We start from the raw sequence: 20885 nt of genomic DNA on the forward strand, positions 1-20885 counted from the left end.
GAAACCGGAAACATCACCAGAGATCGGCAATCAGCTGGGCTCAATTCTTCTAGCAACACTTAACGCAGGCATAGCCAATGAATTCGCCCCACAACAGGGCGGTGAACCACGCTCAAACGGGACGAACACCCGCCATGCGCGCAGTGATGGATTCGGCCGCCTGCTTCAGCAACTGCGCCGCGCGGCCGCTGGTTTCGGCCTGGAAGCCGCTGGCGGCGCCGACCACGGTGATCACCCCGGCAATCTGCTCGCCCACGGCGAACACCGGTGCGGAAAGCGCATTCACCCCCGGCATCAGCAGGCCGTGCACGTGGTGCAGGCCGCTGGCGCGGATCTCGGCGATATGCTTGCGCAGCGCCTTGGCGTCGGGCACGCCGGGCAGATTCGCCTCCTCCTCGCGCAGCGGCGCCGTCTCGGCGTCGGGCAGGTAGCTGGCGAACACCAGGCCGGTGGAAGACCCCAGCAGCGGCAGCACCGAGCCCACGCGGGTGACCAGGGTCACCGCCCGCAACGGCTGCTCGACGTGCACCACGGTGGGCCCCTTGTTGCCCCAGACGGCGAGGAAGCAGGTCTCGTTGAGCGCATCGCGCAACTCCGACAGCTGCGCCGTGGCGGCACGCACCACATCCAGCCGGCCGATGGCGGCAAGGCCGACGAACAGCGCCTCCGGCCCCAGGCCGTAGTGGTTGGTGGCCACGTCCTGCTCGGCGAAGCCGCTGGCGATCAGCGCCTGCAGGTAGCGGTGGACCTTGGCCGCCGGCATGCCGACATGCTCGGCCAGGCGAGACAGGGAGGTGGCCGGCGCCAGGTCGGCGAGCCCCTTGAGAATCTCGGTGCCGACTTCGGCCGCCTGTACTTTCTGCCGCTTGGGCGCCTCGGCGTCGTCCCGTTGGATGGCCATCTACTACCTCGGTTGGCAATGGAGGCGCTGTTATAGCTTGACCCTCTCAGGCTTTCAAATTACGTTATCCGTAATTCAATTACAAAAAACACAGAGGTTCTCATGAGCTCCTCGCTGCCCCCCACCGCCCTCGCCTATCAATCCGGCTTCAACAACCAGTTCGCCAGCGAAGCCCTGCCGGGCGCCCTGCCCGTCGGGCAGAACTCGCCGCAGTGCGCACCCTATGGCCTCTATGCCGAGCAGTTCTCCGGCACCGCCTTCACCGTTTCCCGCGCCGAGGCCCGTCGCACCTGGCTGTACCGCATCCGCCCGTCCGCCGCGCACCCGCGCTTCCAGCGCCTGGAGCGGCAGATCCCCGGTCGCCACCTGGGACCGATCGACCCCAACCGCCTGCGCTGGGATGCCCATGACATCCCCGCCGAGCGCACCGATTTCATCGATGGCCTGCTGACCATCGCCGCCACCGCCGATGCCGAGCAGGCCTCCGGCGTCAGCGTGCACGTCTACCGCGCCAACGCCTCGATGCAGCGTGCCTTCCTCAATGCCGACGGCGAATGGCTGATCGTCCCCGAACAGGGCCGCCTGCGCCTGGTCACCGAGCTGGGGCTGCTGGACGTTGAGCCCCTGGAGATCGCGGTGATCCCCCGTGGCATGAAGTTCCGCGTCGAACTGCTGGACGACAGCGCCCGTGGCTACATCTGCGAGAACCACGGCGCCGCGCTGCGCATCCCGGACCTGGGCCCCATCGGCAGCAACGGCCTGGCCAACCCCCGCGACTTCCTCGCCCCGGTGGCCCACTACGAGGACAGCGACGCGCCCGTGACCCTGGTGCAGAAGTTCCTCGGCGAGCTCTGGGCCGCCGAGCTGGAGCACTCGCCCCTGGACGTGGTCGCCTGGCACGGCAACAACGTGCCCTACAAGTACGACCTGCGCCTGTTCAACACCATCGGCACGGTCAGCTACGACCACCCAGACCCGTCGATCTTCACCGTGCTGACCTCCCCGGGCGACTTCCCGGGCATGGCCAACGTCGACTTCGTGATCTTCCCGCCGCGCTGGATGGTGGCCGAGAAGACCTTCCGCCCGCCGTGGTTCCACCGCAACCTGATGAACGAATTCATGGGCCTGATCCAGGGCGCCTACGACGCCAAGGCCGGCGGCTTCACCCCCGGCGGCGCCTCGCTGCACAACTGCATGAGCGCCCACGGCCCGGACAACGCCAGCACCACCGCCGCCATCGCCGCGGAACTCAAGCCGCACAAGCTCGATCACACCATGGCGTTCATGTTCGAAACCGGCCGCGTGCTGCGCCCCACCCGCTACGCCCTGGAGTGCCCGCAGCTGCAGAACGACTACGATGCCTGCTGGAACGGCATGGCCAAGACCTTCAACGGCAGGAACTGACCGATGACCCAGAATGACAACCGCCGCAGCTGGATAGCCTCGGCCAACGAACACCCCGACTTCCCCCTGCAGAACCTGCCCCTGGGCATCTTCAGCCCGGTGGGCGGCACCCCGCGCGGTGGCGTCGCCATCGGCGAGCAGGTCTTCGACCTCAAGGTCGCCACCACCACCGGCCTGTTCGAAGGTGAAGCGGCCGACGCCGCGCGCGTCGCCGCCGGGGAAGACCTCAACGCCTTCTTCGCCCTTGGCGCCAACGCCCGCCGCGCCCTGCGCCGCCAGCTGCAGGACCTGCTCGCCAAAGGCAGCCCCGCCCAGGCCCGCCTGGAAGCCCTGGGCGCCGAGCTGCTGCCGGCCGCTGCCGACTGCCAGCTGCACCTGCCGGCGCGCATCGGCGACTACACCGACTTCTACGTGGGCATCCACCACGCCAACAACGTCGGCCGCCTGTTCCGCCCAGACAACCCGCTGCTGCCCAACTACAAGTACGTGCCCATCGGCTACCACGGCCGCGCGTCCACTGTGTGCGTGTCCGGCACCCCGGTGCACCGCCCCAATGGCCAGACCCTGCCGCCGGGCGCCGAGGTGCCGAACTTCGGCCCCAGCAAGCGCCTGGACTACGAACTGGAGCTGGGCATCTGGATCGGCCAGGGCAACGCGATGGGCGATGCCATCGCCATTGGCGAGGCGGAGCAGCACATCGCCGGCTACTGCCTGCTCAACGACTGGTCCGCGCGTGACCTGCAGGCCTGGGAATACCAGCCGCTGGGCCCCTTCCTGGCGAAGAACTTCGCCACCAGCGTGTCGCCCTGGGTGGTGACAGCCGAGGCCCTGGAGCCCTTCCGCACCGCCCAGCCGGCACGCCCGGAAGGCGACCCGCAGCCGCTGCCCTACCTGCTGGATGCCAACGACCAGGCCCGTGGCGCCTTCGACATCCAGTTGGAGGTGCTGCTGCAGACCGCCGCCATGCGCGAGCGCGGCCAGCAGCCGCAACGCCTGGCCCTGAGCAACACCCAGCACATGTACTGGACCGTGGCGCAACTGGTGGCGCACCACGCGGTGGGCGGCTGCAAGCTGCAACCGGGCGACCTGTTCGGTTCCGGCACCCTGTCCGGCCCGGAAGCCGACGCCTTCGGCAGCCTGCTGGAGAGCACCTTCGGCGGCAAGCAGCCGCTGTCCCTGGCCGGCGGCGAGCAGCGCACCTTCCTGGAAAGCGGCGACGAGGTGATCCTGCGCGCCTGGTGCGAGGGCGAAGGCCGGGTGCGCATCGGCTTCGGCGAGTGCCGCGGCCGGGTGCTCTGAGTTTCAACGCGGGCCCTCCCGGGCCCGCGCCTGTTCAGGCCAGCGCGCGCAGGGCCAGGGCCGCCATCCCCAGCAGCAACACCCCGCACAACCCATGGCTGACCCGGTGCCAGGTCGGCGAGCTGTTGCGCCGCAGCCAATCCACCAACGCTGCACAGAGGAAACAGCAGGCCAGCGAGGCGGTCATGAAACCCGCGAAGAACACGCTGGTCTGGAGCATGTCCGGCGCACCGCCGACGATGCCGGCCATGGCCGTGCCCAGGGCGCCCCAGTAGACGATGTTCTTCGGGTTGGTCAGCGAGATCGCCGCACCGGTGAGCAGCGCGCCCCGGTCCTCATGCTCGACCACCTCGCCCTCTTCCGGCAGCTGCCAGGCATCGCGCAGGCTGCGCAGCCCGAGCCAGGCCAGGTAAGCCGCGCAGGCCAGGGTCAGCGGCAGGCGCACCTGGTCCTGTCCCAGCAGCAGCGCCAGCCCTGCCAGGCCGAGCACCGCCCAGACCGCATCGCCCACCAGGGAGCCGAACTGCACCAGCAGCGCGGGGCGGAAGCCATGCAGCAGCCCACGGCGCAGGGTTTCGGCGAGCACGGCGCCGGGGGACAGGCAGAAGACCACGCCGAAGACGAAGGCCGAGCAGAACAGCAGGAGCATGCAAACCTCGAACGATGCAGGGGAACCGATGGGCGCATTCTGCCCGCCCCCGCGCCCATGGACTTGAACAGGATTGCAGTCAGGCGTTGAACAGGCGCTTCATCTCGCCGGGGGTGATGCCGTAGGCGGCACGGAAGTGGCGGTTGAGGTGGCTCTGGTCGGCGAAACCCAGGGCGTGCGCGGCATCGGTGGCCGACCAGCCCGCGCGCAGCAGGCCACGGGCGCGGCGGGTGCGCAGCTGCATAGCCCATTGCCGAGGGCTGAGGCCGGTGTGTTTCTGGAAGGCACGCAACAGGTGGAACTTGCACAGGCCCAGCTCGGTGGCCAGCTCGTCGAGGCTCGGGCTGTCCTGCAGCCGTTCGGCCAGCAGTTCCTGCACCCGCGCCATTGGACCCACGCCTACCGCCGCCGCATCCGGCAGGGGCCCGGCGGTGCGTTGCACCAGGTGCCCGAGCCACAGCAGCAGGCGCTCCTCCGCACGTTCGCGCACCAGGGCATCGCCACCCAGCGCCCGCTCCACCGCGTCGGCCAGGCTGGCGGCGAGGTCGGGCTGGTGGCTGCAGGCCTGCTGGAACTCCACCCGCGCCAGGCCCAGGTCATCAGCCAGTTGCTCGGCGGTGACGTAGAGGCCGACATAGCGCCAGGACTCGCCCTCCTTCACCCCGCCACCCTGGATCTGCCCCGGGTTGTACAGGGTGATATCGCCCGCCCCGGCGCGGAAGCTGCGCCGGTCCAGCCACACCTGTTCCTCGCCCACCAGGTTCACGCCAATGACGCATTCGTCGTGGCTGTGCTTGGCGAAGGCGTGGCCGCTGCCGCTGTTGCTGGCGATTTCCAGGCGGCCGAGGAAGGCCTGTCGGCTGTGGAGCATGGTGGGAACTCGGGATCGGGAGGCGTCGAGCATAACGCCCCGGCGATTCAGCCGGCCAGAGCCATCGCCCCGCGCAGCAGCGAATGCGCCCCCAGGCCCAGCAAGCCGAGGAAGAACAGCCGGCGGAACATGGCCTCGCTCAGGCGCCGGCGGATGCGCTGGCCGATCTCCAGGCCCAGCAATGCCGGCAGCAGCATCAGCCAGGTGAGGCCGAGGTCCAGGCTCTGGCTGCCGCCGTGGATGAACAGGCCCAGGCCCAGCGCCAGGGTGGAGACGGTGAAGGACAGGCCCAGGGCCTGGATCAGCGCCTCCCGCGGCAACCCCAGGGCCTGCAGGTAGGGCACCGCCGGGATCACGAAGACCCCGGTAAGCCCCGTCACCAGGCCGGTGAGCAGCCCCACCAGCGCAGACCAGGCACCCTCTCGGCTCTTCGGGGCCGGCGGGCGGATGGACAGCAGCCCGAGCGCGCCGTAGGCCAGCAGGCAGGCCCCGAGCGCGACGGGAATCCAGGGGCTGGCGGACTCCACCAGCCAGCGCGTGGTCACCAGGGTGCCCAGGGTCAGCGTCAGCAGCAGCGGCCACAGGCGACGCAGCAACGGCAACAGGGCCGGGCCGGCGAACAATTGCCAGAGGTTGGTCAGAAGCGAAGGCACGAGCAGCAACGCGGAGGCCTCGCCCGGCGTCATCGCCACCGCCAGCAGGCCCATCGCCACGGTGGGCAGGCCCATGCCGAGCACGCCCTTGACCAGGCCGGCGAGCAGGAAAACCAGGGCACTGAAAAGCAGCAGCATATCGATCACCACGCAGAAGAATGGCTTTAGCTTGCGCGCTGCCGCGCCAGGGCTGAATCTGTGATTCCCGAGCCCAGGCTACGCCCTGGACGAAGCCTGGAAGCCCGCGATGCGCTACGACCTGATCGACCTCAAGCTGTTCCTCGACATCCTCGACGCCGGCAGCATCACCCACGGCGCCGAGCGCAGCCACCTGGCCCTGGCCTCGGCCAGCGCGCGCCTCAAGGGGCTGGAGGAAAGCCTCGGCACGCCGCTGTTCGAGCGCCAGCGTCATGGCGTACGCCCTACCCCGGCAGGCCGCGCCCTGGCCCATCACGCCCGCGCGGTGACGCACCAGCTGGAACTGATGGCCGATGAGCTGGGCGACTTCGCCACGGGCCTGCGCGCCCGGGTGCGCCTGCTGGGCAATACCGCCGCCCTGGCCGAGCACCTGCCCGGCGTGCTGGGCGACTTCCTGCTGATGCACCCGCAGATCGACCTGGATATCGAGGAAAAGCCCAGCCACGCCATAGTCGAGGCGCTGACCCGGGGCCAGGCGGACCTGGGCGTGCTGGCCGATAGCACCGACATGACAGGCCTGGAGGCGCGCTCCTTCCGCGTCGACCGCCTGCTGCTGGTCACGCGCCTGGATGACGGCAGCCTCGACGGCGACGGGCCGCTGCACTTCGAGCAGTTGCTCGGCCGCGCCTTCGTCGGCCTGGGCCGTGACAACCCGCTGCAACAGCACATCGCCGGCAAGGCGCTCAACGCCGGTCGCCACCTGGAGCTGCGCCTGCGGGTCAGCGATTTCGATACGATCTGCAGCCTGGTGGCCCGTGGCGTGGGCATCGCCCTGGTGCCCGAGGCGGCGCTGCAGCGCGCCAGGGACCGTCACGCGCTGCGCGCCCTGCCCCTGGCCGATGCCTGGGCCACCCGCCACCTGCACCTCTGCGCCATGCGCTTCGACGCCCTGACACCCCCTGCCGCGCGCCTGGCGCAGGCGCTGCTCGCCGGATAACGGGCAAAGAAAAGGCCGCCCGGAGGCGGCCGCAAATGAATCAGGAGCACGATGTGTAGCGCCGAGACTAGGGCGCGATGGCTACCGAATCATGTCGACGCCATGACCATTGCGTGACGGGCGCCCAGCAGGCGCACCCGTTCAGGGCGGTCTAACCTTCGTCCCCGTACCCGCAACCGTGGAGAACCCCATGCGATCGATCAAGCACCTGCTAGGCGGCGCCCTGCTCGCCGCCACCCTGTTGAGCCAGGGCGCAACGGCGGACCAGCGCGAGCCGATCCATTTCGGCGACCTGACCTGGGAAAGCGGCAGCCTGATCACCGAGATCCTCCGGCTGGTGGTCGAGAAGGGCTACGGCTACCCGACGGACACCCTGCCCGGCAGCACCGTCAGCCTGGAAGCCGCGCTGGCCCAGGACGACATCCAGGTCATCGCCGAGGAATGGCCGGGGCGCAGCCCGGTGTGGATCAAGGCGGAGCAGGAAGGCAAGGTGTTCGCCCTGGGCGATATCGTCAAGAACGCCGATGAAGGCTGGTGGGTGCCGGCCTATGTGATCGAAGGCGACGCCGAGCGGGGGATCAAGGCCGTGGCGCCGGAGCTGCGCTCGGTGCAGGACCTGGCGCGCTACAAGGCGGTGTTCCGCGACCCGGAGTCGCCGAACAAGGGCCGCTTCCTCAACAGCCCGACCGGCTGGACCTCCGAAGGCGTCAACAGCCAGAAGCTCAAGGCCTATGGACTCGAGGGCAGCTACAGCAACTTCCGCACCGGCTCCGGAGCGGCCCTGGACGCGGAGATCACCTCGGCCATCCGTCGCGGCCAGCCGGTGCTGTTCTACTACTGGTCGCCGACGCCCCTGCTGGGCCGCTACAAGCTGATCAAGCTGGAAGAGCCGCCCTTCGATGCCGACGCCTGGAAGACCCTGGCCGACGCCAACCACCCCAACCCACGCGGCACCCGCTCGCTGCCCGCGCGCCTGGCCATAGGCGTTTCCGCCTCCTTTCGCCAGCGCTACCCGCAACTGGCGGAGATGTTCGCCAAGGTGGACCTGCCCATCGACGGCCTGAACCAGGCACTGGCAACCATGAGCGAGAAACGCCAGCCACCCCGCGACGCTGCGCGCGACTACCTGCGCGCCCATCCCGATGCCTGGAAGAACTGGCTGCCCAAAGAAGCCCGCGCCAAGGTGGCTGCCGGGCTCTGAGAGGTAAAAGACGCACAAACGAAAACGCCGCTCGAATGAGCGGCGTTTTCGTTTAACTGGAGCGGGAAACGAGACTCGAACTCGCGACCCCGACCTTGGCAAGGTCGTGCTCTACCAACTGAGCTATTCCCGCGTGAAACTGGCGTCCCCTAGGGGACTCGAACCCCTGTTACCGCCGTGAAAGGGCGGTGTCCTAGGCCACTAGACGAAGGGGACAGGTAAAACCTGGCAAGCATCGCTTGTGAAACTGGAGCGGGAAACGAGACTCGAACTCGCGACCCCGACCTTGGCAAGGTCGTGCTCTACCAACTGAGCTATTCCCGCATGAAACTGGCGTCCCCTAGGGGACTCGAACCCCTGTTACCGCCGTGAAAGGGCGGTGTCCTAGGCCACTAGACGAAGGGGACAAACAACACTAACAAGCATTGCTTGAAAATCTGGAGCGGGAAACGAGACTCGAACTCGCGACCCCGACCTTGGCAAGGTCGTGCTCTACCAACTGAGCTATTCCCGCAATACAACTAAATACAGCCAGAAAGTGGCGTCCCCTAGGGGACTCGAACCCCTGTTACCGCCGTGAAAGGGCGGTGTCCTAGGCCACTAGACGAAGGGGACGCGGCCCGGAGCTTACAACAGCTATGACGCTTTCTTCCGGCCTTCGCCGCTTTTGCCCTCAGGCTTCGCGTCGAAGTGGCGCGCATTCTAGGGAGCGTTTTGGCACCCGTCAACCCTTCGACAAAAAACTTTTAAAATCAACGAGTTCAGGGCAAAAACTGACACGGAGCTATCAGCAGGGTGGCCAACCCTCTACACTCCCGCAGAAAACGCACACGGGAGCTGTATAAAGATGTCGCCACTCGTGATCACCCTGATGGTGATAGCCGGCATAGCGGTACTGCTGATCATCGGCTACGCCAACCATATGGTGGAGAACAGCAAGCTGGAGAAAGCCCGGCTGCGCGCCGACCTCATCGACAGGTTGCGCCGCACCAGCATCCTCTCCGAAAGCCTGCCCGGCCAGTTCATGACCCCCGCGCTGAAGCTGCAGCTCACCCGCCTGCAATTGCTCTTCTGCGAGCGCCTGCTACCGCTGGACAAGGGCAACGCCCAGCTCAAGGTCCAGGCCGAAGAACTGCGTGGCCTGGTGGCGCTGGGCGAAGGGATGCCGATCCGCAATGCGCCGCTGAAGATCATCAATGAAGCCCAGGCCAAGGAAATCCGCTTCCAGCTGGAGTCCCTGCACGGCCAACTGACCCGCTCGGCCAAGGACGGCTTCATGCCCGTCAACGACGCCAAGCGCTGGGTCAACGAGATCCGCGGCATGCTGGTGCAGCTGCATATCGAATTCTTCACCAACCTCGGCCTGCAGGCCCTGCAGGAAGGCCAACCGCGCCAGGCCCGCCTGGCCTTCGAGCGTGGCGTGCAGTACCTGCAGAAACAGCCGGAGCCCGCCCGCTACCAGAACCAGTTGCAGCAGTTGCAGAACCAGCTGGCCCGCGCCAACGCCCTGGCCCTGGACAAGCCGCCGGCTGCCGATGAGCCGAGCGAGCTCGGGGATGCCCTGAAATCCCTGGACGACGAAGACACCTGGAAGAAGAAGAACATCTACGACTGACCGCCCGGCCCCGCTCAACAAGGACACCCACGATGAGCATTACCCTCTACGGCGCCCCGCTCTCCCCCTTCGTGCGCAAGGTGCGCTTGTTCCTCCTGGAAAAGGGCATCGACTACCAGCTGGAAATCATCACGCCCTTTGGCCAGCCCGCCTGGTACCGGGAGCTGAACCCGCTGGGGCGCATCCCGGCGATGCGCGACGGTGATTTCACCCTCGCCGACTCCAGCGTCATCTGCCAGTACCTGGAAGAAAAGCACCCCGAACTGGCACCGCTCTATGGCCGCGATGCCCAGCAGCGCGCCCGGGTGCGCTGGCTGGAGAAGTACGCCGACTACGAGCTGGCGCCGCTGACCACCTTCTGCGTGTTCCGCAACCGTGCGCTGAAGCCGACCATGGGCCAGCCCTGTGACGAAGCAGCCGTACAAGCGGCGCTGCAGGACAAGCTGCCCCAGCACTTCAACTACCTGGAAAAGACCCTGGGCGATGCCGAGTACTTCGTCGGTGACGAGCTGACCCTGGCGGACCTGGCACTGTGCTGCCAACTGATCAACATGGAGCACGGCACCGAGCTGCTGGACAGCGGCCGCTGGCCGGCCCTGGCTGCCCACTACCAGCGCATCCGTGCGCGGGAGTCGGTGCAGACGGTATTGCCCGGCGAGCAACGGACCCTGGCCAAGCTCAGCGGCGCGGCCTGACCGCCCTGCCCGCAGAAACGAAAAAGCCCGGCACTTGCCGGGCTTTTTCATGGCGCGACCGATCAGCAGTCGGTCAGGCGCAGGAAGATCGCCGCCAGGTTCTCGATGCCGGCCTGGTCCGCCTCACTGAAGCGGCCAACGCTCGGGCTGTCGAGGTCGAGCACGCCGATCAGCGCACCGTCTTTCACCAGGGGCACCACCAGCTCGCTGTTGGACGCGCTGTCACAGGCTATATGCCCGGGGAAGGCGTGCACATCCTCCACGCGCTGGGTCTCGCGGGTGCGCGCGGCGGCGCCACACACACCCCGACTGAACGGAATGCGCACGCAGGCAACCTTGCCCTGGAAGGGCCCGAGCACCAGCTGCTCCTGCTTGTTCAGGTAGAAGCCCGCCCAGTTCAGCTCCGGCAGCTCGTTATAGAGGAAGGCCGAGAATTGCGAGGCATTGGCGATGAAGTCGCGCTCGTCGGCGAGCAACGACTCCAGCTGGGCGGCCAGCAGGGCATAGCCCTCGAGGCCGGCACCGGTCTGTTGCAGGTCGATCATCGGGAAGTCTCCAGCAGCGCCCGGCCAACCCATTGGCGGGCGAATTGATAGGCACAACGGCCATTGCGGTTGCCACGCCCGAGGGCCCAGCGGATGGCCGCTTTTTCCAACTCTTCATCCCATTCCCAGGCCAGGTCACGGGGCGCCAGGGTCTCGATCCAGTGGCGCACCACGGCCAGGAAGTGCTCCTGGGTGAAGGGGTAGAAGGACAACCAGAGGCCGAAGCGGTCGGACAGGGCGATCTTGTCTTCCACCGCCTCATTGGGGTGCAGCTCGCCGTCGACCATCTGCCAATGCTCGTTGTCGCTCTGCTTCTCCGGCACCAGGTGGCGGCGGTTGGAGGTGGCGTAGAGCAGCACGTTGTCCGGCGCACGCTCCAGCGAGCCGTCGAGCACGCTCTTGAGTACGCGGTAATCGCCCTCGCCGGCCTCGAAGGAGAGGTCGTCGCAGAACATCACGAAGCGCTGCGGCAGCTTGGCCACCTGCTCCACCACGCGCGGCAGGTCGGCAAGGTGGTCGCGCTCGATCTCGATCAGGCGCAGGCCGGCACCGGCATGCTCGGCCAGCAGAGCACGCACCAGGGAGGATTTACCCGTGCCACGGGCGCCCCAGAGCAATGCGTGGTTGGCCGGCAGGCCATCGACGAACTGGCGGGTGTTGCGCGCCAGCTGCTCGCGCTGGGCATCGACGCCGATCAGGTCGGTGAGGTTGAGATCCAGGCTCACCTGCAGGGGTTGCAGGTAACCGCCGCGCCCCTCGCGGTGCCAGCGGGCGGCGATGCAGTCCTGCCAGTCAATGGCCGGGCGCAGCGCCGGCAGCAGGGGATCGAGGCGCGCGAGTACCGCATCGGCGCGCTCCAGGAAGTCGATCAAACGGGAATCCACAATAAACTCCTTGGTTCAGCTCGGAGAGCCGGGCTGTCAGCAGGTGGGATAGGCTATGCTTGGCAAGCCCACGGAACAAGGCCAAATCTTCACGCCCATGGATATCCCGCTAACCCAACGCCTGTCGTTCAAACAGGCCAGCATCACTGTGCTGGTGGCGTTCGTACTCGGGACCCTTCTCAGCATCATTCAGGTCGGCATCGACTACGCCAGCGAGAACGCCTCGCTGGAGCGCGAGATCAATGCGCTGCTGGAAATCAGCCACAACCCCGCCGCCCGCATCGCCTACAACATCGACGCCGAACTGGCCCAGGAACTGGTGCTGGGGCTGCTGCGTTCGCCGGCGGTGATCCGCGCCGAGATCATCGACAACAGCGGCACCGTGCTCGCCAGCGTCAGCCGCCCGCGCACCGAGAGCGACTACCGCATCTTCAGCGACTTCCTCTTCGGTGAGCGCCGGGATTTCCAGGACCCGCTCTACATCGCCCACGCCCCCGCGGAAACCCTGGGCCTGCTGCGCCTGGAAGTGGACACCTTCGCCTTCGGCAACCACTTTCTGCGGCGCTCCATGCTCACCCTGATCTCCGGGTTCGTGCGCAGCCTGCTGCTGTCGCTGATCCTCCTGGTGCTCTTCTACAGCATGCTCACCAAGCCGCTGGTGGGGCTGATCCGTGCCCTCAGCGAAGGCGACTCGCGCAGCCCGGTGGACAACCGCCTGCCCTGCCCCCCCGGCCACGAGCAGGACGAGATCGGCGTCCTGGTGGACGTGATCAACCGGCAACTGGCGAACCTCTTCGCCGAGATGGAGCAACGCCGCGACGCCGAAGACAGGCTCACCCAGTACCTGGCGGAGCTGGAGAACATCGTCTCGGCGCGCACCGCCGAACTGAAGGCCACCAACAGCCGCCTCAGCCAGTCCAACCAGGAGCTGGACATGGCCCGCACCCACGCCATTGAAACGGCCCAGGCCCGTGCCGCCTTCCTGGCCAACATGAGCCACGAGATCCGCACCCCGCTCAACGGCCTGCTGGGCATGCTCGCCCTGACCCTGGACAGCCCGCTGAACGCCGAGCAACGCCAGCAGCTCACCATCGCCCACGACTCCGGCAACGTGCTGGTGGAACTGCTCAACGACATCCTCGACCTGTCCAAGTTCGAGGCCGGCCAGCTGGAGCTGGAAGCCATCCCCTTCGACCTCGGCGTGCTGGTGGAAGACACCGCCAGCCTGCTGTCGCAGAACGCCGCCCCGGGCGTGGAGCTGAGCTGCCTGATCGACCCGCGCCTACCGGCCCTGGTGGTGGGCGACCCGACCCGCGTGCGCCAGATCGTCAGCAACCTGCTGTCCAACGCCCTCAAGTTCACCCGCTTCGGCCGCGTCGACCTGCGCGTCACACCCACCGCCGAGGGTGTGCTGATCGGCGTCCGCGACACCGGCATCGGCATCTCCAGCGATGCCATGCCCAAGCTGTTCCAGCCCTTCGCCCAGGCCGGCGCCGGCATCACCCGGCAGTTCGGTGGCACGGGCCTCGGCCTCGCCCTCACCCGTCGGCTTTGCGAAGCCATGGACGGCAAGCTGCAAGTGCGTTCCGAAGAAGGCATCGGCAGCCTGTTCAGTGCCGAGCTGCCGCTGGCCAGCCATGCCGATGCCACGCCGGCACCGGCGCTGCAGGGGCGCGTCATCGCGCTGTGCGCCGCCGGTAGCGGCCTGGCCGAACTGCTGAAGACCTGGCTGCCGGCCTGGGGCATCAACTACCAACGAAGCGATGTCGATACCAGCCTGGCAGGCCAGGTGTTCGACCAGATCATCACCGACTCGCCGGAACAACTGCAGCGTCTGCGCGACGAGAGCGCGGCACCGATCCTGCTGATCACCGGCTACGGCAACTTCATCCAGGCCGAACAGGCCACGCCCCTGGCGCCGCTGCAGCAACTGGCGCGGCCATTGGCGCGCTCGGCGCTCTACCAGGCACTGCGCCGCAGCCTGCAGCAACTGCCGGAGGAGCCGGCGCCCAGCCCCACGCCCAAGCAACGGCTGGCGCGCTCGGCACGGGTGCTGCTGGTGGAAGACAACGCGGTGAACCAACTGGTGGCCAAGGGCATGCTCGGCAAGCTGGGTTGTGAAGTGCTGGTCGCCGCCCATGGCGGTGAAGCGCTGCAGATGCTCGCGGAACACCCGGTGGACCTGGTGCTGATGGACTGCAACATGCCGATCATGGATGGCTATGAAGCCACCCGGCGCATCCGCCAGAGCGGCAACTGGCCGGGCCTGCCGGTGGTGGCGCTGACCGCCAACGCCCTGCCGGACGAACGCGAACGCTGCCGCGCCGCCGGCATGGACGACTACCTGGCCAAACCCTTCCGCCGTGAAGAGCTGGTCGCCCTGTTGGACAACTGGCTGCCGACTACCCAGCCAGCCCAGTGAAGCGGCCGAGCAGCTCGGCCAGGCGACCGCGCAGCTCCACCATCTCGTTGAGGTCCAGACCGTTGCTGCACAGCAGTTCGGTGCGCAATGCCGATACCTGCTCGCGCAGCGCGATACCCGCTTCACTCAGCGCCAGGTGCACCTCGCGCTCGTCATGGGCCGCCCGGCGGCGCTGCACATGGCCGAGCTGCTCCAGGCGCTTGAGCAGTGGCGTGAGGGTGCCGGAATCCAGCATCAGACGCTCCCCCAGGGCCTTGACCGTGGGCTGCTCGGGCGGCTTGGCATGCCATTCCCAGAGCACCAGCATGACCAGGTACTGCGGGTAGGTCAGGCCGAGCTGGTCCAGCATCGGCCGGTAGCCCCGGATCACTGCGCGCGACGCGGCGTACAGCTTGAAGCACAGCTGGTTGTCCAGCAGCAGGTCGGCGTCGGGCAGGGCTGGTGGGGTCATTTCAGCAGCGCTTCGATCTCGGTGGCCAGGTCTTCCGGCTTGGTGGTCGGCGCAAAACGCTTAACCTCGCGGCCTTCGCCATCGATCAGGAATTTGGTGAAGTTCCACTTGATGCCCTTGCTGCCCAGCAGGCCCGGCGCGCGGCTTTTCAGTTCGACGTAGAGCGGATGGGCGTCGGAGCCATTGACGTCGATCTTCTTGAACAGCGGGAAGCTGACGCCGAAGTTCAATTCGCAGAACTCGGAGATGGCGCCCTCGTCGCCCGGCTCCTGCTTGCCGAACTGGTTGCAGGGGAAGCCGAGCACCACCAGCCCCTTGTCCTTGTATTGCTGCCAGATGCTCTCCAGCCCCTTGTACTGCGGGGTGAAGCCGCACTTGCTCGCGGTGTTGACCACCAGCACGGCCTTGCCGCCGAAGTCGGCGAGGGTCTTCTGCTCGCCCTTGATGGTGGTGACGGGGATATCGAAAAGCTTGCTGCTCATGGACTTTCACCTGGAGGAAGGAATGACGGCAGGAAGATAGCTTGCAATTAAATTGCACGCAATTTAATTGCCACAAAAAGACCCGCTCATTAGCGGGTCTTATGGATCAGGCTTCGCGCGGCACCAGCTTCAGCGACACCGAGTTGATGCAGTAGCGCAGCCCGGTCGGGCGCGGGCCATCCGGGAACACGTGGCCAAGGTGAGCGTCGCAGCGGGCGCAACGCACCTCGATACGGTGCATGCCGTGGCTGAAATCTTCCTTCTCGGCCACCGAAACGTCATCCACCGGCTGGAAGTAGCTCGGCCAGCCACTGCCGGAGTCGTACTTGGCATCGGAGTCGAACAGCGCCGCCCCACAGCATGAGCAGTGGTAGATACCCGGCGTCTTGGTGCCGTTGTATTCCCCCGTGAAGGGGCGTTCGGTGCCCCCCAGGCGACAGACGTGGAACTGCGCTTCGCTCAGCTCTTCACGCCAGGATTCTAGGGGTTTGTCCAGCTTTTCCATGGGTCACCTCGGCTACGGAAAAAAGCCCGACCAGTACCTTTTCCGGTCATCGGGCCGCACGTATCATGCGTGGCTTTAGACGCCAGTCTGGCAGCGGCGTTACAGGCTGCCAAGGCGCAGTTTCCTCAGATCGGGACACGAACAACCATGCAGGTCAGCAAATCGAACAAGCTCGCCAACGTCTGCTACGACATCCGCGGGCCCGTGCTCAAGCACGCCAAACGCCTGGAAGAGGAAGGCCATCGCATCCTCAAGCTGAACATCGGCAACCCGGCGCCGTTCGGTTTCGAAGCCCCGGAGGAAATCCTCCAGGACGTGATCCGCAACCTGCCCACCGCCCAGGGCTACAGCGACTCCAAGGGCCTGTTCAGCGCGCGCAAGGCGGTGATGCAGTACTACCAGCAGAAGCAGGTGGAAGGCATCGGCATCGAGGACATCTACCTCGGCAACGGCGTGTCCGAGCTGATCGTCATGTGCATGCAGGCGCTGCTCAACAACGGTGACGAGGTGCTGATCCCGGCGCCCGACTATCCGCTGTGGACCGCCGCCGTGAGCCTGGCCGGCGGCAAGCCGGTGCACTATCTGTGCGACGAGCAGGCCGACTGGTTCCCCGACCTCGAAGACATCAAGGCCAAGATCACCCCGAACACCAAGGCCATGGTGATCATCAACCCCAACAACCCCACCGGCGCCGTTTACTCCAAGGAGCTGCTGGAAGGGATGGTCGAGCTGGCCCGCCAGCACAACCTGGTGCTCTTCTCCGACGAGATCTACGACAAGATCCTCTATGACGAAGCCGTGCACATCTCCACCGCCTCCCTGGCGCCGGACGTGCTCTGCCTGACCTTCAACGGCCTGTCCAAGTCCTACCGCGTGGCCGGCTTCCGCTCCGGCTGGGTCGCCATCTCCGGGCCCAAGCAGCGTGCGCAGAGCTACATCGAAGGCATCGACATCCTCGCCAACATGCGCCTGTGCGCCAACGTGCCGAGCCAGCACGCCATCCAGACCGCCCTCGGCGGCTACCAGAGCATCAACGACCTGGTCCTGCCCAACGGCCGCCTGCTGGAGCAACGCAACCGCACCTGGGAGCTGCTCAACGACATCCCCGGCGTCAGCTGCGTCAAGCCCATGGGCGCGCTCTACGCCTTCCCGCGCATCGACCCGAAGGTCTGCCCCATCGTCAACGACGAGAAGTTCGTCCTCGACCTGCTGCTCTCCGAGAAGCTGCTGATCGTCCAGGGCACCGCCTTCAACTGGCCCTGGCCGGATCACTTCCGCGTGGTCACCCTGCCCCGCGTCGACGACCTGGAACAGGCCATCGGCCGCATCGGCAACTTCCTCAAATCCTATCGCCAGTAAGGAACGCCAGCATGGGCCAGGCCAGACGCTACCTGCTCACCGGTGCCAGCTCCGGCATCGGCATGGCCCTGGCCCGGCGCCTCGCCAGCCAGGGGCATGACCTCGCCCTCGCCGCGCGGCGCGAGGAAACCCTGCAGCAACTGGCCGAAGAGCTGCGCAGCCAGTACGGCCGCACCATCGCCGTGCTGCCGCTGGACGTCACCGACTACGCCGCCTGCAAGGACGCCGTAGGCCTGGCGCAGAACGCCCTGGGCGGCCTCGACGGGCTGATTGCCAATGCCGGCATGGGGCTCGCGGGCAAGGCCGGCAGCGGCCGTTTCGAGCGCTACCGGCAGACCCTGGAAACCAACCTGCTCGGCGCCATCGCCTGCCTGGATGCCGCCGCCGAGCTGTTCCGCGAGCAGGGCCACGGCCACCTCATCGCCATCGCCTCGGTCGCCGGCAAACGCGGCCTGCCCGCCACCGCGGGCTATTCGGCGAGCAAGGCCGGGTTGATCAGCTACATGGAATCCCTGGAGCTGGAACTGCACCGCAGCCCCATCGCCACCACCCTGCTGCTGCCCGGCTACATCGACACGCCGATCAACCAGGATGCCGGGCCCCGTCCCTTCCTCATCGACGTCGAGCGAGGCGCCGCACTGATCGCCCGACACATCGAGAAACGCACTCGCAGCGCCTATGTACCCGGCTGGCCCTGGGCCCTGATCGGCCGCCTGCTGCCGCTGCTGCCCACCTCGCTGATCGCCAGGGCGCTGTAACCATGGACCTGCAGATCGACGATTTCTACAAGGACTGCGCGGCCGGCATGCTGATGCTCTACCAGGCCTTCCCGCGCAAGGTCGCCCTCTATATCGAGGACCTGATCGGCCACGAGGAACCGGACGAGTTCGGCCTGCCCAGCAAGCGCCACCAGAGCTGCCTCGGGGCCCTGATCTGGCTGGCCGAGGAAGGCTACATCCGCTACGAAAGCGCCATTCGCTACGAGGCGCTGGACCAGGCCGTGCTCAGCGAAAAAGGCTTCCTGCGCCTGTCCCGCACCCTGCCCCACGTCGTGCGCAGCGACGACGAACTGCCACCCAGCGTGCGCCGGGTTCACTCAACCCTCGCCCACCAACTGCGCGAAGCGCTGGCCAGCCGCAACAGCGAACGCACCGCCCGCCTCACCCGGCTGCTCTTCGCCGGAGCCGGCAATGCCGCAGGCGACACAGTTTGAAATAGAGCCCAGGTTGAATAGGCCTCTGGCGCACCTTATATAACCCCGCATTACACCGTCTTTCCCTGAGGAGACCGCTTTAACCATGATGCGCATCCTGTTGTTCGTGGCCACCAACCTTGCAGTTCTGGTGATCGCCAGCATCACCCTCAAGCTGCTGGGCGTAGACCGCTTCACCGGCCAGAATTACGGCAGCCTGCTGGTGTTCTGTGCCGTGTTCGGTTTCGCCGGCTCCCTGGTCTCGCTGTTCATCTCCAAGTGGATGGCGAAGATGAGCACCGGCACCGAAATCATCACCCAGCCCCGCACCCGCCACGAACAGTGGCTGCTGCAGACCGTGGAGCAACTGTCCCGTGAAGCCGGGATCAAGATGCCGGAAGTCGGCATCTTCCCCGCCTACGAGGCCAACGCCTTCGCCACCGGCTGGAACCGCAACGACGCACTGGTCGCCGTGAGCCAGGGCCTGCTGGAGCGCTTCTCACCCGATGAAGTGAAGGCCGTGCTGGCCCACGAGATCGGCCACGTGGCCAACGGCGACATGGTCACCCTGGCGCTGGTCCAGGGCGTGGTGAACACCTTCGTGATGTTCTTCGCGCGCATCTTCGGCAACTTCGTCGACAAGGTGATCCTGAAGAACGAGGAAGGTCACGGCATCGGCTACTTCGTGGCGACCATCTTCGCCGAGCTGGTCCTGGGCATCCTCGCCAGCATCATCGTCATGTGGTTCTCGCGTAAGCGCGAATACCGTGCCGACGAAGCCGGCGCCCAGATGGCCGGCACCAACGCCATGATCGGTGCCCTGCAGCGCCTGCGTGCCGAACAGGGCGTGCCGGTGCAGATGCCCGACAGCCTCACCGCCTTCGGCATCAACGGTGGCCTGAAGAACGGCCTCGCCGGCCTGCTGATGAGCCACCCGCCCCTGGAAGACCGCATCGAGGCCCTGCGCCGCCGCGGTTGATACACGGCAAACGAAAAAGGCGGCCAATCGGCCGCCTTTTTCATGCCAGCAATAAACCGCTAGGACCGGTGCAAGCGGAACACCGGCTCGAACAGCGCGTCCAGTCCACGGGAGGCGAACTTCCAGTTCTTCTCCAGCACGTCCTGGCGCTCCAGCAGCGCCACGCTCCAGAGGGGCTCGAAGCGCTGGCGTACCTCCGCTTCCGGCACCGAGAACGGCGGGCCGTCCAGGCGCTGCTGGTCGTACTCCAGGGTCACCGCCAGCCCCTCGCAGTGGGCCGGGAGTATCGCCGCGAGGTGCGCCACATAGCGCTCACGCATCTCCGGCGGCAGGGCGATGAGCGCGGCGCGGTCGTAGAGCCCGCCACAGTCTGCGACCTCTTGCGCATCCAGGGCGAAGAAATCCCCCTGGAGGATGTCGATGCCGCCCGCGCGGTAACGGCGCAAGGCACCCTCCTCGCTCACCTCGGGCACCAGGCCCTGCTCTTCGAAGAAGTCCGTCACCGCCTTCTCTGCCAGCTCCACGCCCAGCACCCGATGGCCCTGGGCAGCCAGCCAGACCAGGTCCAGGCTCTTGCCGCACAGCGGCACCAGCACCCGCGAGCCCCGGGCCAGGCCAAGCGACGACCAATACTGCTGCAGGTAAGGGTTGACCTCATCCAGATGAAAACCGATCTGGTCGTTGGCCCATCTGTCCTGCCAGAAACTCTCGTGCACAATCCACCTGCCGATTCGATAGGAACACTCAAGAATTTATGCTGGATGTCGATACGTCCAGCCCCGAATATGGCGCCCATCCTAACGGAGGAAACGCCAGATGCTGCCCAGTCTTTTCATATCCCATGGTTCCCCGATGCTCGCCCTCGAACCCGGCGCCAGCGGCCCCGCGCTCGCGCGGCTGGCGCGCGAGCTGCCGCGCCCGGAGGCGATCCTGGTGGTGTCCGCCCACTGGGAAAGCGAACGCCTGGCGATCAGCGGCGGCACGCAGCTGGAGACCTGGCACGACTTCTACGGCTTCCCGCCCGAACTCTACGCGGTGCAGTACCCCGCCCACGGCACCCCGGAGCTAGCCGGGGAGGTGCAGCAACTGCTGCGCGACAACGGCCTGGAGGCCGCCATCGACCCGCAGCGGCCCATGGATCACGGCGTATGGGTGCCATTGGCGCTGATGTACCCCGAAGCCGATATCCCGGTGCTGCAACTGTCCCTGCCCAGCCGCCTGGGCCCCACCTTCCAGACCCGGATCGGCCACGCCCTGGCCGCCCTGCGCAAACGCGGCGTGCTGCTGATCGGCTCCGGCAGCATCACTCACAACCTCGGCGAACTGAACTGGCGCGCCGGGCCGGAAGTGATCACGCCCTGGGCCCTGGAATTCCGCGACTGGATGGTGGAACGCCTGGAGGCCGGCGACGAGCAGGCCCTGCACGACTACCGCACCCAGGCTCCCCACGCCCGCCGCAGCCACCCCAGCGACGAACACCTGCTGCCGCTGTATTTCGCCCGGGGCGCCGGCGGGGATTTCAAGGTGGAGCACAGCGGCTTCACCCTCGGCGCGCTGGGGATGGATATCTATAGGTTCGGTTGAGGCCCCGGGGCCGCCCTGCAGCCTTGGGCGAATGAATTCGCCCCTACAGGAGTGCCAAC

Annotated in this window: 22 protein-coding genes and 6 tRNA genes; 12 read left to right on the top strand and 16 right to left on the bottom strand. The window is 66.8% G+C overall.

All coding sequences use genetic code 11. The annotated features are described in order from the left end of the window. Nucleotides 1-112 precede the first annotated feature (112 nt). Nucleotides 113-901, bottom strand: a complete 789-nt coding sequence (locus ACXI0U_RS12660) for an IclR family transcriptional regulator (protein WP_479550349.1) — start codon at nt 899-901, stop codon at nt 113-115. A gap of 102 nt (nt 902-1003) precedes the next feature. Here ACXI0U_RS12660 and hmgA point away from each other — a divergent pair, with 102 nt between their 5' ends. Further along, a complete protein-coding gene (hmgA, locus tag ACXI0U_RS12665) occupies nt 1004-2305 on the top strand; it encodes a homogentisate 1,2-dioxygenase (protein ID WP_423728385.1) in 1302 nt (433 codons plus the stop codon). 3 nt (nt 2306-2308) lie between these two features. Further along, nucleotides 2309-3604, top strand: coding sequence for a fumarylacetoacetase (fahA, locus tag ACXI0U_RS12670; protein WP_479550350.1), 1296 nt, complete (start codon nt 2309-2311; stop codon nt 3602-3604). 34 nt (nt 3605-3638) lie between these two features. On the opposite strand, the gene ACXI0U_RS12675 is transcribed toward fahA, so the two are convergent. From ACXI0U_RS12675 to ACXI0U_RS12685, 3 genes are all read right to left on the bottom strand, one after another. Beyond that, nucleotides 3639-4253, bottom strand: coding sequence for a LysE family transporter (locus tag ACXI0U_RS12675; protein WP_479550351.1), 615 nt, complete (start codon nt 4251-4253; stop codon nt 3639-3641). A gap of 79 nt (nt 4254-4332) precedes the next feature. Then, the gene (locus ACXI0U_RS12680; RefSeq protein WP_479550352.1) at nt 4333-5124 is read right to left on the bottom strand and encodes an AraC family transcriptional regulator; all 792 of its coding nucleotides are present in this window, start codon (nt 5122-5124) and stop codon (nt 4333-4335) included. 47 nt (nt 5125-5171) lie between these two features. Then, complete coding sequence (locus ACXI0U_RS12685) at nt 5172-5915, bottom strand: sulfite exporter TauE/SafE family protein (protein WP_435635454.1); 744 nt, start codon at nt 5913-5915, stop codon at nt 5172-5174. A 109-nt stretch (nt 5916-6024) separates the two neighbouring features. Between ACXI0U_RS12685 and ACXI0U_RS12690 the strand changes: the two genes are divergently transcribed. Together ACXI0U_RS12690 and ACXI0U_RS12695 are read left to right on the top strand one after the other, a co-directional pair. Further along, the gene (locus tag ACXI0U_RS12690; RefSeq protein WP_479550353.1) at nt 6025-6912 is read left to right on the top strand and encodes a LysR family transcriptional regulator; all 888 of its coding nucleotides are present in this window, start codon (nt 6025-6027) and stop codon (nt 6910-6912) included. A 190-nt stretch (nt 6913-7102) separates the two neighbouring features. Next, nucleotides 7103-8113 carry an ABC transporter substrate-binding protein gene (locus ACXI0U_RS12695; protein WP_431484816.1) on the top strand — a complete coding sequence of 337 codons (1011 nt, stop codon included), beginning with the start codon at nt 7103-7105 and terminating at the stop codon, nt 8111-8113. A 57-nt stretch (nt 8114-8170) separates the two neighbouring features. Here the strand turns inward: ACXI0U_RS12695 and ACXI0U_RS12700 are convergent. The 6 genes from ACXI0U_RS12700 to ACXI0U_RS12725 all read right to left on the bottom strand — a co-directional run bounded on the left by ACXI0U_RS12700 (nt 8171) and on the right by ACXI0U_RS12725 (nt 8728). Continuing rightward, nucleotides 8171-8246: transfer RNA gene (locus tag ACXI0U_RS12700), tRNA-Gly, on the bottom strand. Nucleotides 8247-8253: 7 nt separating this feature from the next. Next, a tRNA-Glu gene (locus tag ACXI0U_RS12705) sits at nt 8254-8329 on the bottom strand. 32 nt (nt 8330-8361) lie between these two features. Further along, nucleotides 8362-8437, bottom strand: a tRNA-Gly gene (locus ACXI0U_RS12710). Between the two features lie 7 nt (nt 8438-8444). Next, nucleotides 8445-8520, bottom strand: a tRNA-Glu gene (locus ACXI0U_RS12715). A 31-nt stretch (nt 8521-8551) separates the two neighbouring features. Next, a tRNA-Gly gene (locus ACXI0U_RS12720) sits at nt 8552-8627 on the bottom strand. 25 nt (nt 8628-8652) lie between these two features. After that, nucleotides 8653-8728, bottom strand: a tRNA-Glu gene (locus ACXI0U_RS12725). A gap of 232 nt (nt 8729-8960) precedes the next feature. Here ACXI0U_RS12725 and ACXI0U_RS12730 point away from each other — a divergent pair. Both ACXI0U_RS12730 and ACXI0U_RS12735 read left to right on the top strand, forming a co-directional pair. Then, nucleotides 8961-9728 (top strand): hypothetical protein, encoded by a 768-nt coding sequence (locus ACXI0U_RS12730; RefSeq protein ID WP_021217355.1) that lies wholly within the window; start codon nt 8961-8963, stop codon nt 9726-9728. A gap of 32 nt (nt 9729-9760) precedes the next feature. Further along, a complete protein-coding gene (locus tag ACXI0U_RS12735) occupies nt 9761-10423 on the top strand; it encodes a glutathione S-transferase family protein (protein ID WP_431484817.1) in 663 nt (220 codons plus the stop codon). Nucleotides 10424-10485: 62 nt separating this feature from the next. Here the strand turns inward: ACXI0U_RS12735 and ACXI0U_RS12740 are convergent, their stop codons facing one another. Together ACXI0U_RS12740 and ACXI0U_RS12745 are read right to left on the bottom strand one after the other, a co-directional pair. Beyond that, entirely contained in the window at nt 10486-10968 is a 483-nt protein-coding gene (locus ACXI0U_RS12740) for a GAF domain-containing protein (RefSeq protein ID WP_479550354.1), read from the bottom strand. Beyond that, complete coding sequence (locus tag ACXI0U_RS12745; protein ID WP_479550355.1) at nt 10965-11852, bottom strand: ATP-binding protein; 888 nt, start codon at nt 11850-11852, stop codon at nt 10965-10967. The genes ACXI0U_RS12740 and ACXI0U_RS12745 overlap by 4 nt, the downstream gene beginning before the upstream one ends. A 97-nt stretch (nt 11853-11949) precedes the next feature. Between ACXI0U_RS12745 and ACXI0U_RS12750 the strand changes: the two genes are divergently transcribed. Then, nucleotides 11950-14274 (top strand): response regulator, encoded by a 2325-nt coding sequence (locus ACXI0U_RS12750; RefSeq protein ID WP_431484819.1) that lies wholly within the window; start codon nt 11950-11952, stop codon nt 14272-14274. Here ACXI0U_RS12750 and ACXI0U_RS12755 read toward each other — a convergent pair. From ACXI0U_RS12755 to msrB, 3 genes are all read right to left on the bottom strand, one after another. Further along, nucleotides 14255-14725 (bottom strand): MarR family winged helix-turn-helix transcriptional regulator, encoded by a 471-nt coding sequence (locus tag ACXI0U_RS12755; RefSeq protein WP_350448346.1) that lies wholly within the window; start codon nt 14723-14725, stop codon nt 14255-14257. The genes ACXI0U_RS12750 and ACXI0U_RS12755 overlap by 20 nt on opposite strands. Further along, entirely contained in the window at nt 14722-15207 is a 486-nt protein-coding gene (locus ACXI0U_RS12760) for a glutathione peroxidase (RefSeq protein WP_021217361.1), read from the bottom strand. The genes ACXI0U_RS12755 and ACXI0U_RS12760 overlap by 4 nt, the downstream gene beginning before the upstream one ends. A gap of 106 nt (nt 15208-15313) precedes the next feature. Next, nucleotides 15314-15712 (bottom strand): peptide-methionine (R)-S-oxide reductase MsrB, encoded by a 399-nt coding sequence (gene msrB / locus ACXI0U_RS12765; RefSeq protein ID WP_021217362.1) that lies wholly within the window; start codon nt 15710-15712, stop codon nt 15314-15316. 147 nt (nt 15713-15859) lie between these two features. Here msrB and ACXI0U_RS12770 point away from each other — a divergent pair, with 147 nt between their 5' ends. The 4 genes from ACXI0U_RS12770 to htpX all read left to right on the top strand — a co-directional run bounded on the left by ACXI0U_RS12770 (nt 15860) and on the right by htpX (nt 19242). Then, nucleotides 15860-17071, top strand: a complete 1212-nt coding sequence (locus ACXI0U_RS12770) for a pyridoxal phosphate-dependent aminotransferase (RefSeq protein ID WP_021217363.1) — start codon at nt 15860-15862, stop codon at nt 17069-17071. Nucleotides 17072-17082: 11 nt separating this feature from the next. Then, nucleotides 17083-17829 (top strand): SDR family NAD(P)-dependent oxidoreductase, encoded by a 747-nt coding sequence (locus ACXI0U_RS12775; RefSeq protein ID WP_021217364.1) that lies wholly within the window; start codon nt 17083-17085, stop codon nt 17827-17829. A 2-nt stretch (nt 17830-17831) separates the two neighbouring features. Next, on the top strand, nt 17832-18284 hold the full coding sequence (locus ACXI0U_RS12780; protein WP_184488811.1) for a hypothetical protein: 453 nt from the start codon (nt 17832-17834) through the stop codon (nt 18282-18284). Between the two features lie 85 nt (nt 18285-18369). Then, on the top strand, nt 18370-19242 hold the full coding sequence (htpX, locus tag ACXI0U_RS12785) for a protease HtpX (RefSeq protein WP_431484820.1): 873 nt from the start codon (nt 18370-18372) through the stop codon (nt 19240-19242). A gap of 59 nt (nt 19243-19301) precedes the next feature. On the opposite strand, the gene ACXI0U_RS12790 is transcribed toward htpX, so the two are convergent. After that, nucleotides 19302-19958 carry a thiopurine S-methyltransferase gene (locus tag ACXI0U_RS12790; protein ID WP_374980521.1) on the bottom strand — a complete coding sequence of 219 codons (657 nt, stop codon included), beginning with the start codon at nt 19956-19958 and terminating at the stop codon, nt 19302-19304. Nucleotides 19959-20058: 100 nt separating this feature from the next. Here ACXI0U_RS12790 and ACXI0U_RS12795 point away from each other — a divergent pair, with 100 nt between their 5' ends. Beyond that, nucleotides 20059-20826, top strand: a complete 768-nt coding sequence (locus ACXI0U_RS12795) for a DODA-type extradiol aromatic ring-opening family dioxygenase (RefSeq protein WP_431484821.1) — start codon at nt 20059-20061, stop codon at nt 20824-20826. Nucleotides 20827-20885 lie beyond the last annotated feature (59 nt).

Source organism: Pseudomonas sp. C9D1, from assembly GCF_056491235.1.

Bases quoted from the DNA above. Each gene is read 5' to 3' on its own strand.
- ACXI0U_RS12660 (WP_479550349.1), bottom strand. From the start codon at position 901: ATGGCCATCCAACGGGACGACGCCGAGGCGCCCAAGCGGCAGAAAGTA.
- hmgA (WP_423728385.1), top strand. From the start codon at position 1,004: ATGAGCTCCTCGCTGCCCCCCACCGCCCTCGCCTATCAATCCGGCTTC.
- fahA (WP_479550350.1), top strand. From the start codon at position 2,309: ATGACCCAGAATGACAACCGCCGCAGCTGGATAGCCTCGGCCAACGAA.
- ACXI0U_RS12675 (WP_479550351.1), bottom strand. From the start codon at position 4,253: ATGCTCCTGCTGTTCTGCTCGGCCTTCGTCTTCGGCGTGGTCTTCTGC.
- ACXI0U_RS12680 (WP_479550352.1), bottom strand. From the start codon at position 5,124: ATGCTCCACAGCCGACAGGCCTTCCTCGGCCGCCTGGAAATCGCCAGC.
- ACXI0U_RS12685 (WP_435635454.1), bottom strand. From the start codon at position 5,915: ATGCTGCTGCTTTTCAGTGCCCTGGTTTTCCTGCTCGCCGGCCTGGTC.
- ACXI0U_RS12690 (WP_479550353.1), top strand. From the start codon at position 6,025: ATGCGCTACGACCTGATCGACCTCAAGCTGTTCCTCGACATCCTCGAC.
- ACXI0U_RS12695 (WP_431484816.1), top strand. From the start codon at position 7,103: ATGCGATCGATCAAGCACCTGCTAGGCGGCGCCCTGCTCGCCGCCACC.
- ACXI0U_RS12730 (WP_021217355.1), top strand. From the start codon at position 8,961: ATGTCGCCACTCGTGATCACCCTGATGGTGATAGCCGGCATAGCGGTA.
- ACXI0U_RS12735 (WP_431484817.1), top strand. From the start codon at position 9,761: ATGAGCATTACCCTCTACGGCGCCCCGCTCTCCCCCTTCGTGCGCAAG.
- ACXI0U_RS12740 (WP_479550354.1), bottom strand. From the start codon at position 10,968: ATGATCGACCTGCAACAGACCGGTGCCGGCCTCGAGGGCTATGCCCTG.
- ACXI0U_RS12750 (WP_431484819.1), top strand. From the start codon at position 11,950: ATGGATATCCCGCTAACCCAACGCCTGTCGTTCAAACAGGCCAGCATC.
- ACXI0U_RS12755 (WP_350448346.1), bottom strand. From the start codon at position 14,725: ATGACCCCACCAGCCCTGCCCGACGCCGACCTGCTGCTGGACAACCAG.
- ACXI0U_RS12760 (WP_021217361.1), bottom strand. From the start codon at position 15,207: ATGAGCAGCAAGCTTTTCGATATCCCCGTCACCACCATCAAGGGCGAG.
- msrB (WP_021217362.1), bottom strand. From the start codon at position 15,712: ATGGAAAAGCTGGACAAACCCCTAGAATCCTGGCGTGAAGAGCTGAGC.
- ACXI0U_RS12770 (WP_021217363.1), top strand. From the start codon at position 15,860: ATGCAGGTCAGCAAATCGAACAAGCTCGCCAACGTCTGCTACGACATC.
- ACXI0U_RS12775 (WP_021217364.1), top strand. From the start codon at position 17,083: ATGGGCCAGGCCAGACGCTACCTGCTCACCGGTGCCAGCTCCGGCATC.
- ACXI0U_RS12780 (WP_184488811.1), top strand. From the start codon at position 17,832: ATGGACCTGCAGATCGACGATTTCTACAAGGACTGCGCGGCCGGCATG.
- htpX (WP_431484820.1), top strand. From the start codon at position 18,370: ATGATGCGCATCCTGTTGTTCGTGGCCACCAACCTTGCAGTTCTGGTG.
- ACXI0U_RS12795 (WP_431484821.1), top strand. From the start codon at position 20,059: ATGCTGCCCAGTCTTTTCATATCCCATGGTTCCCCGATGCTCGCCCTC.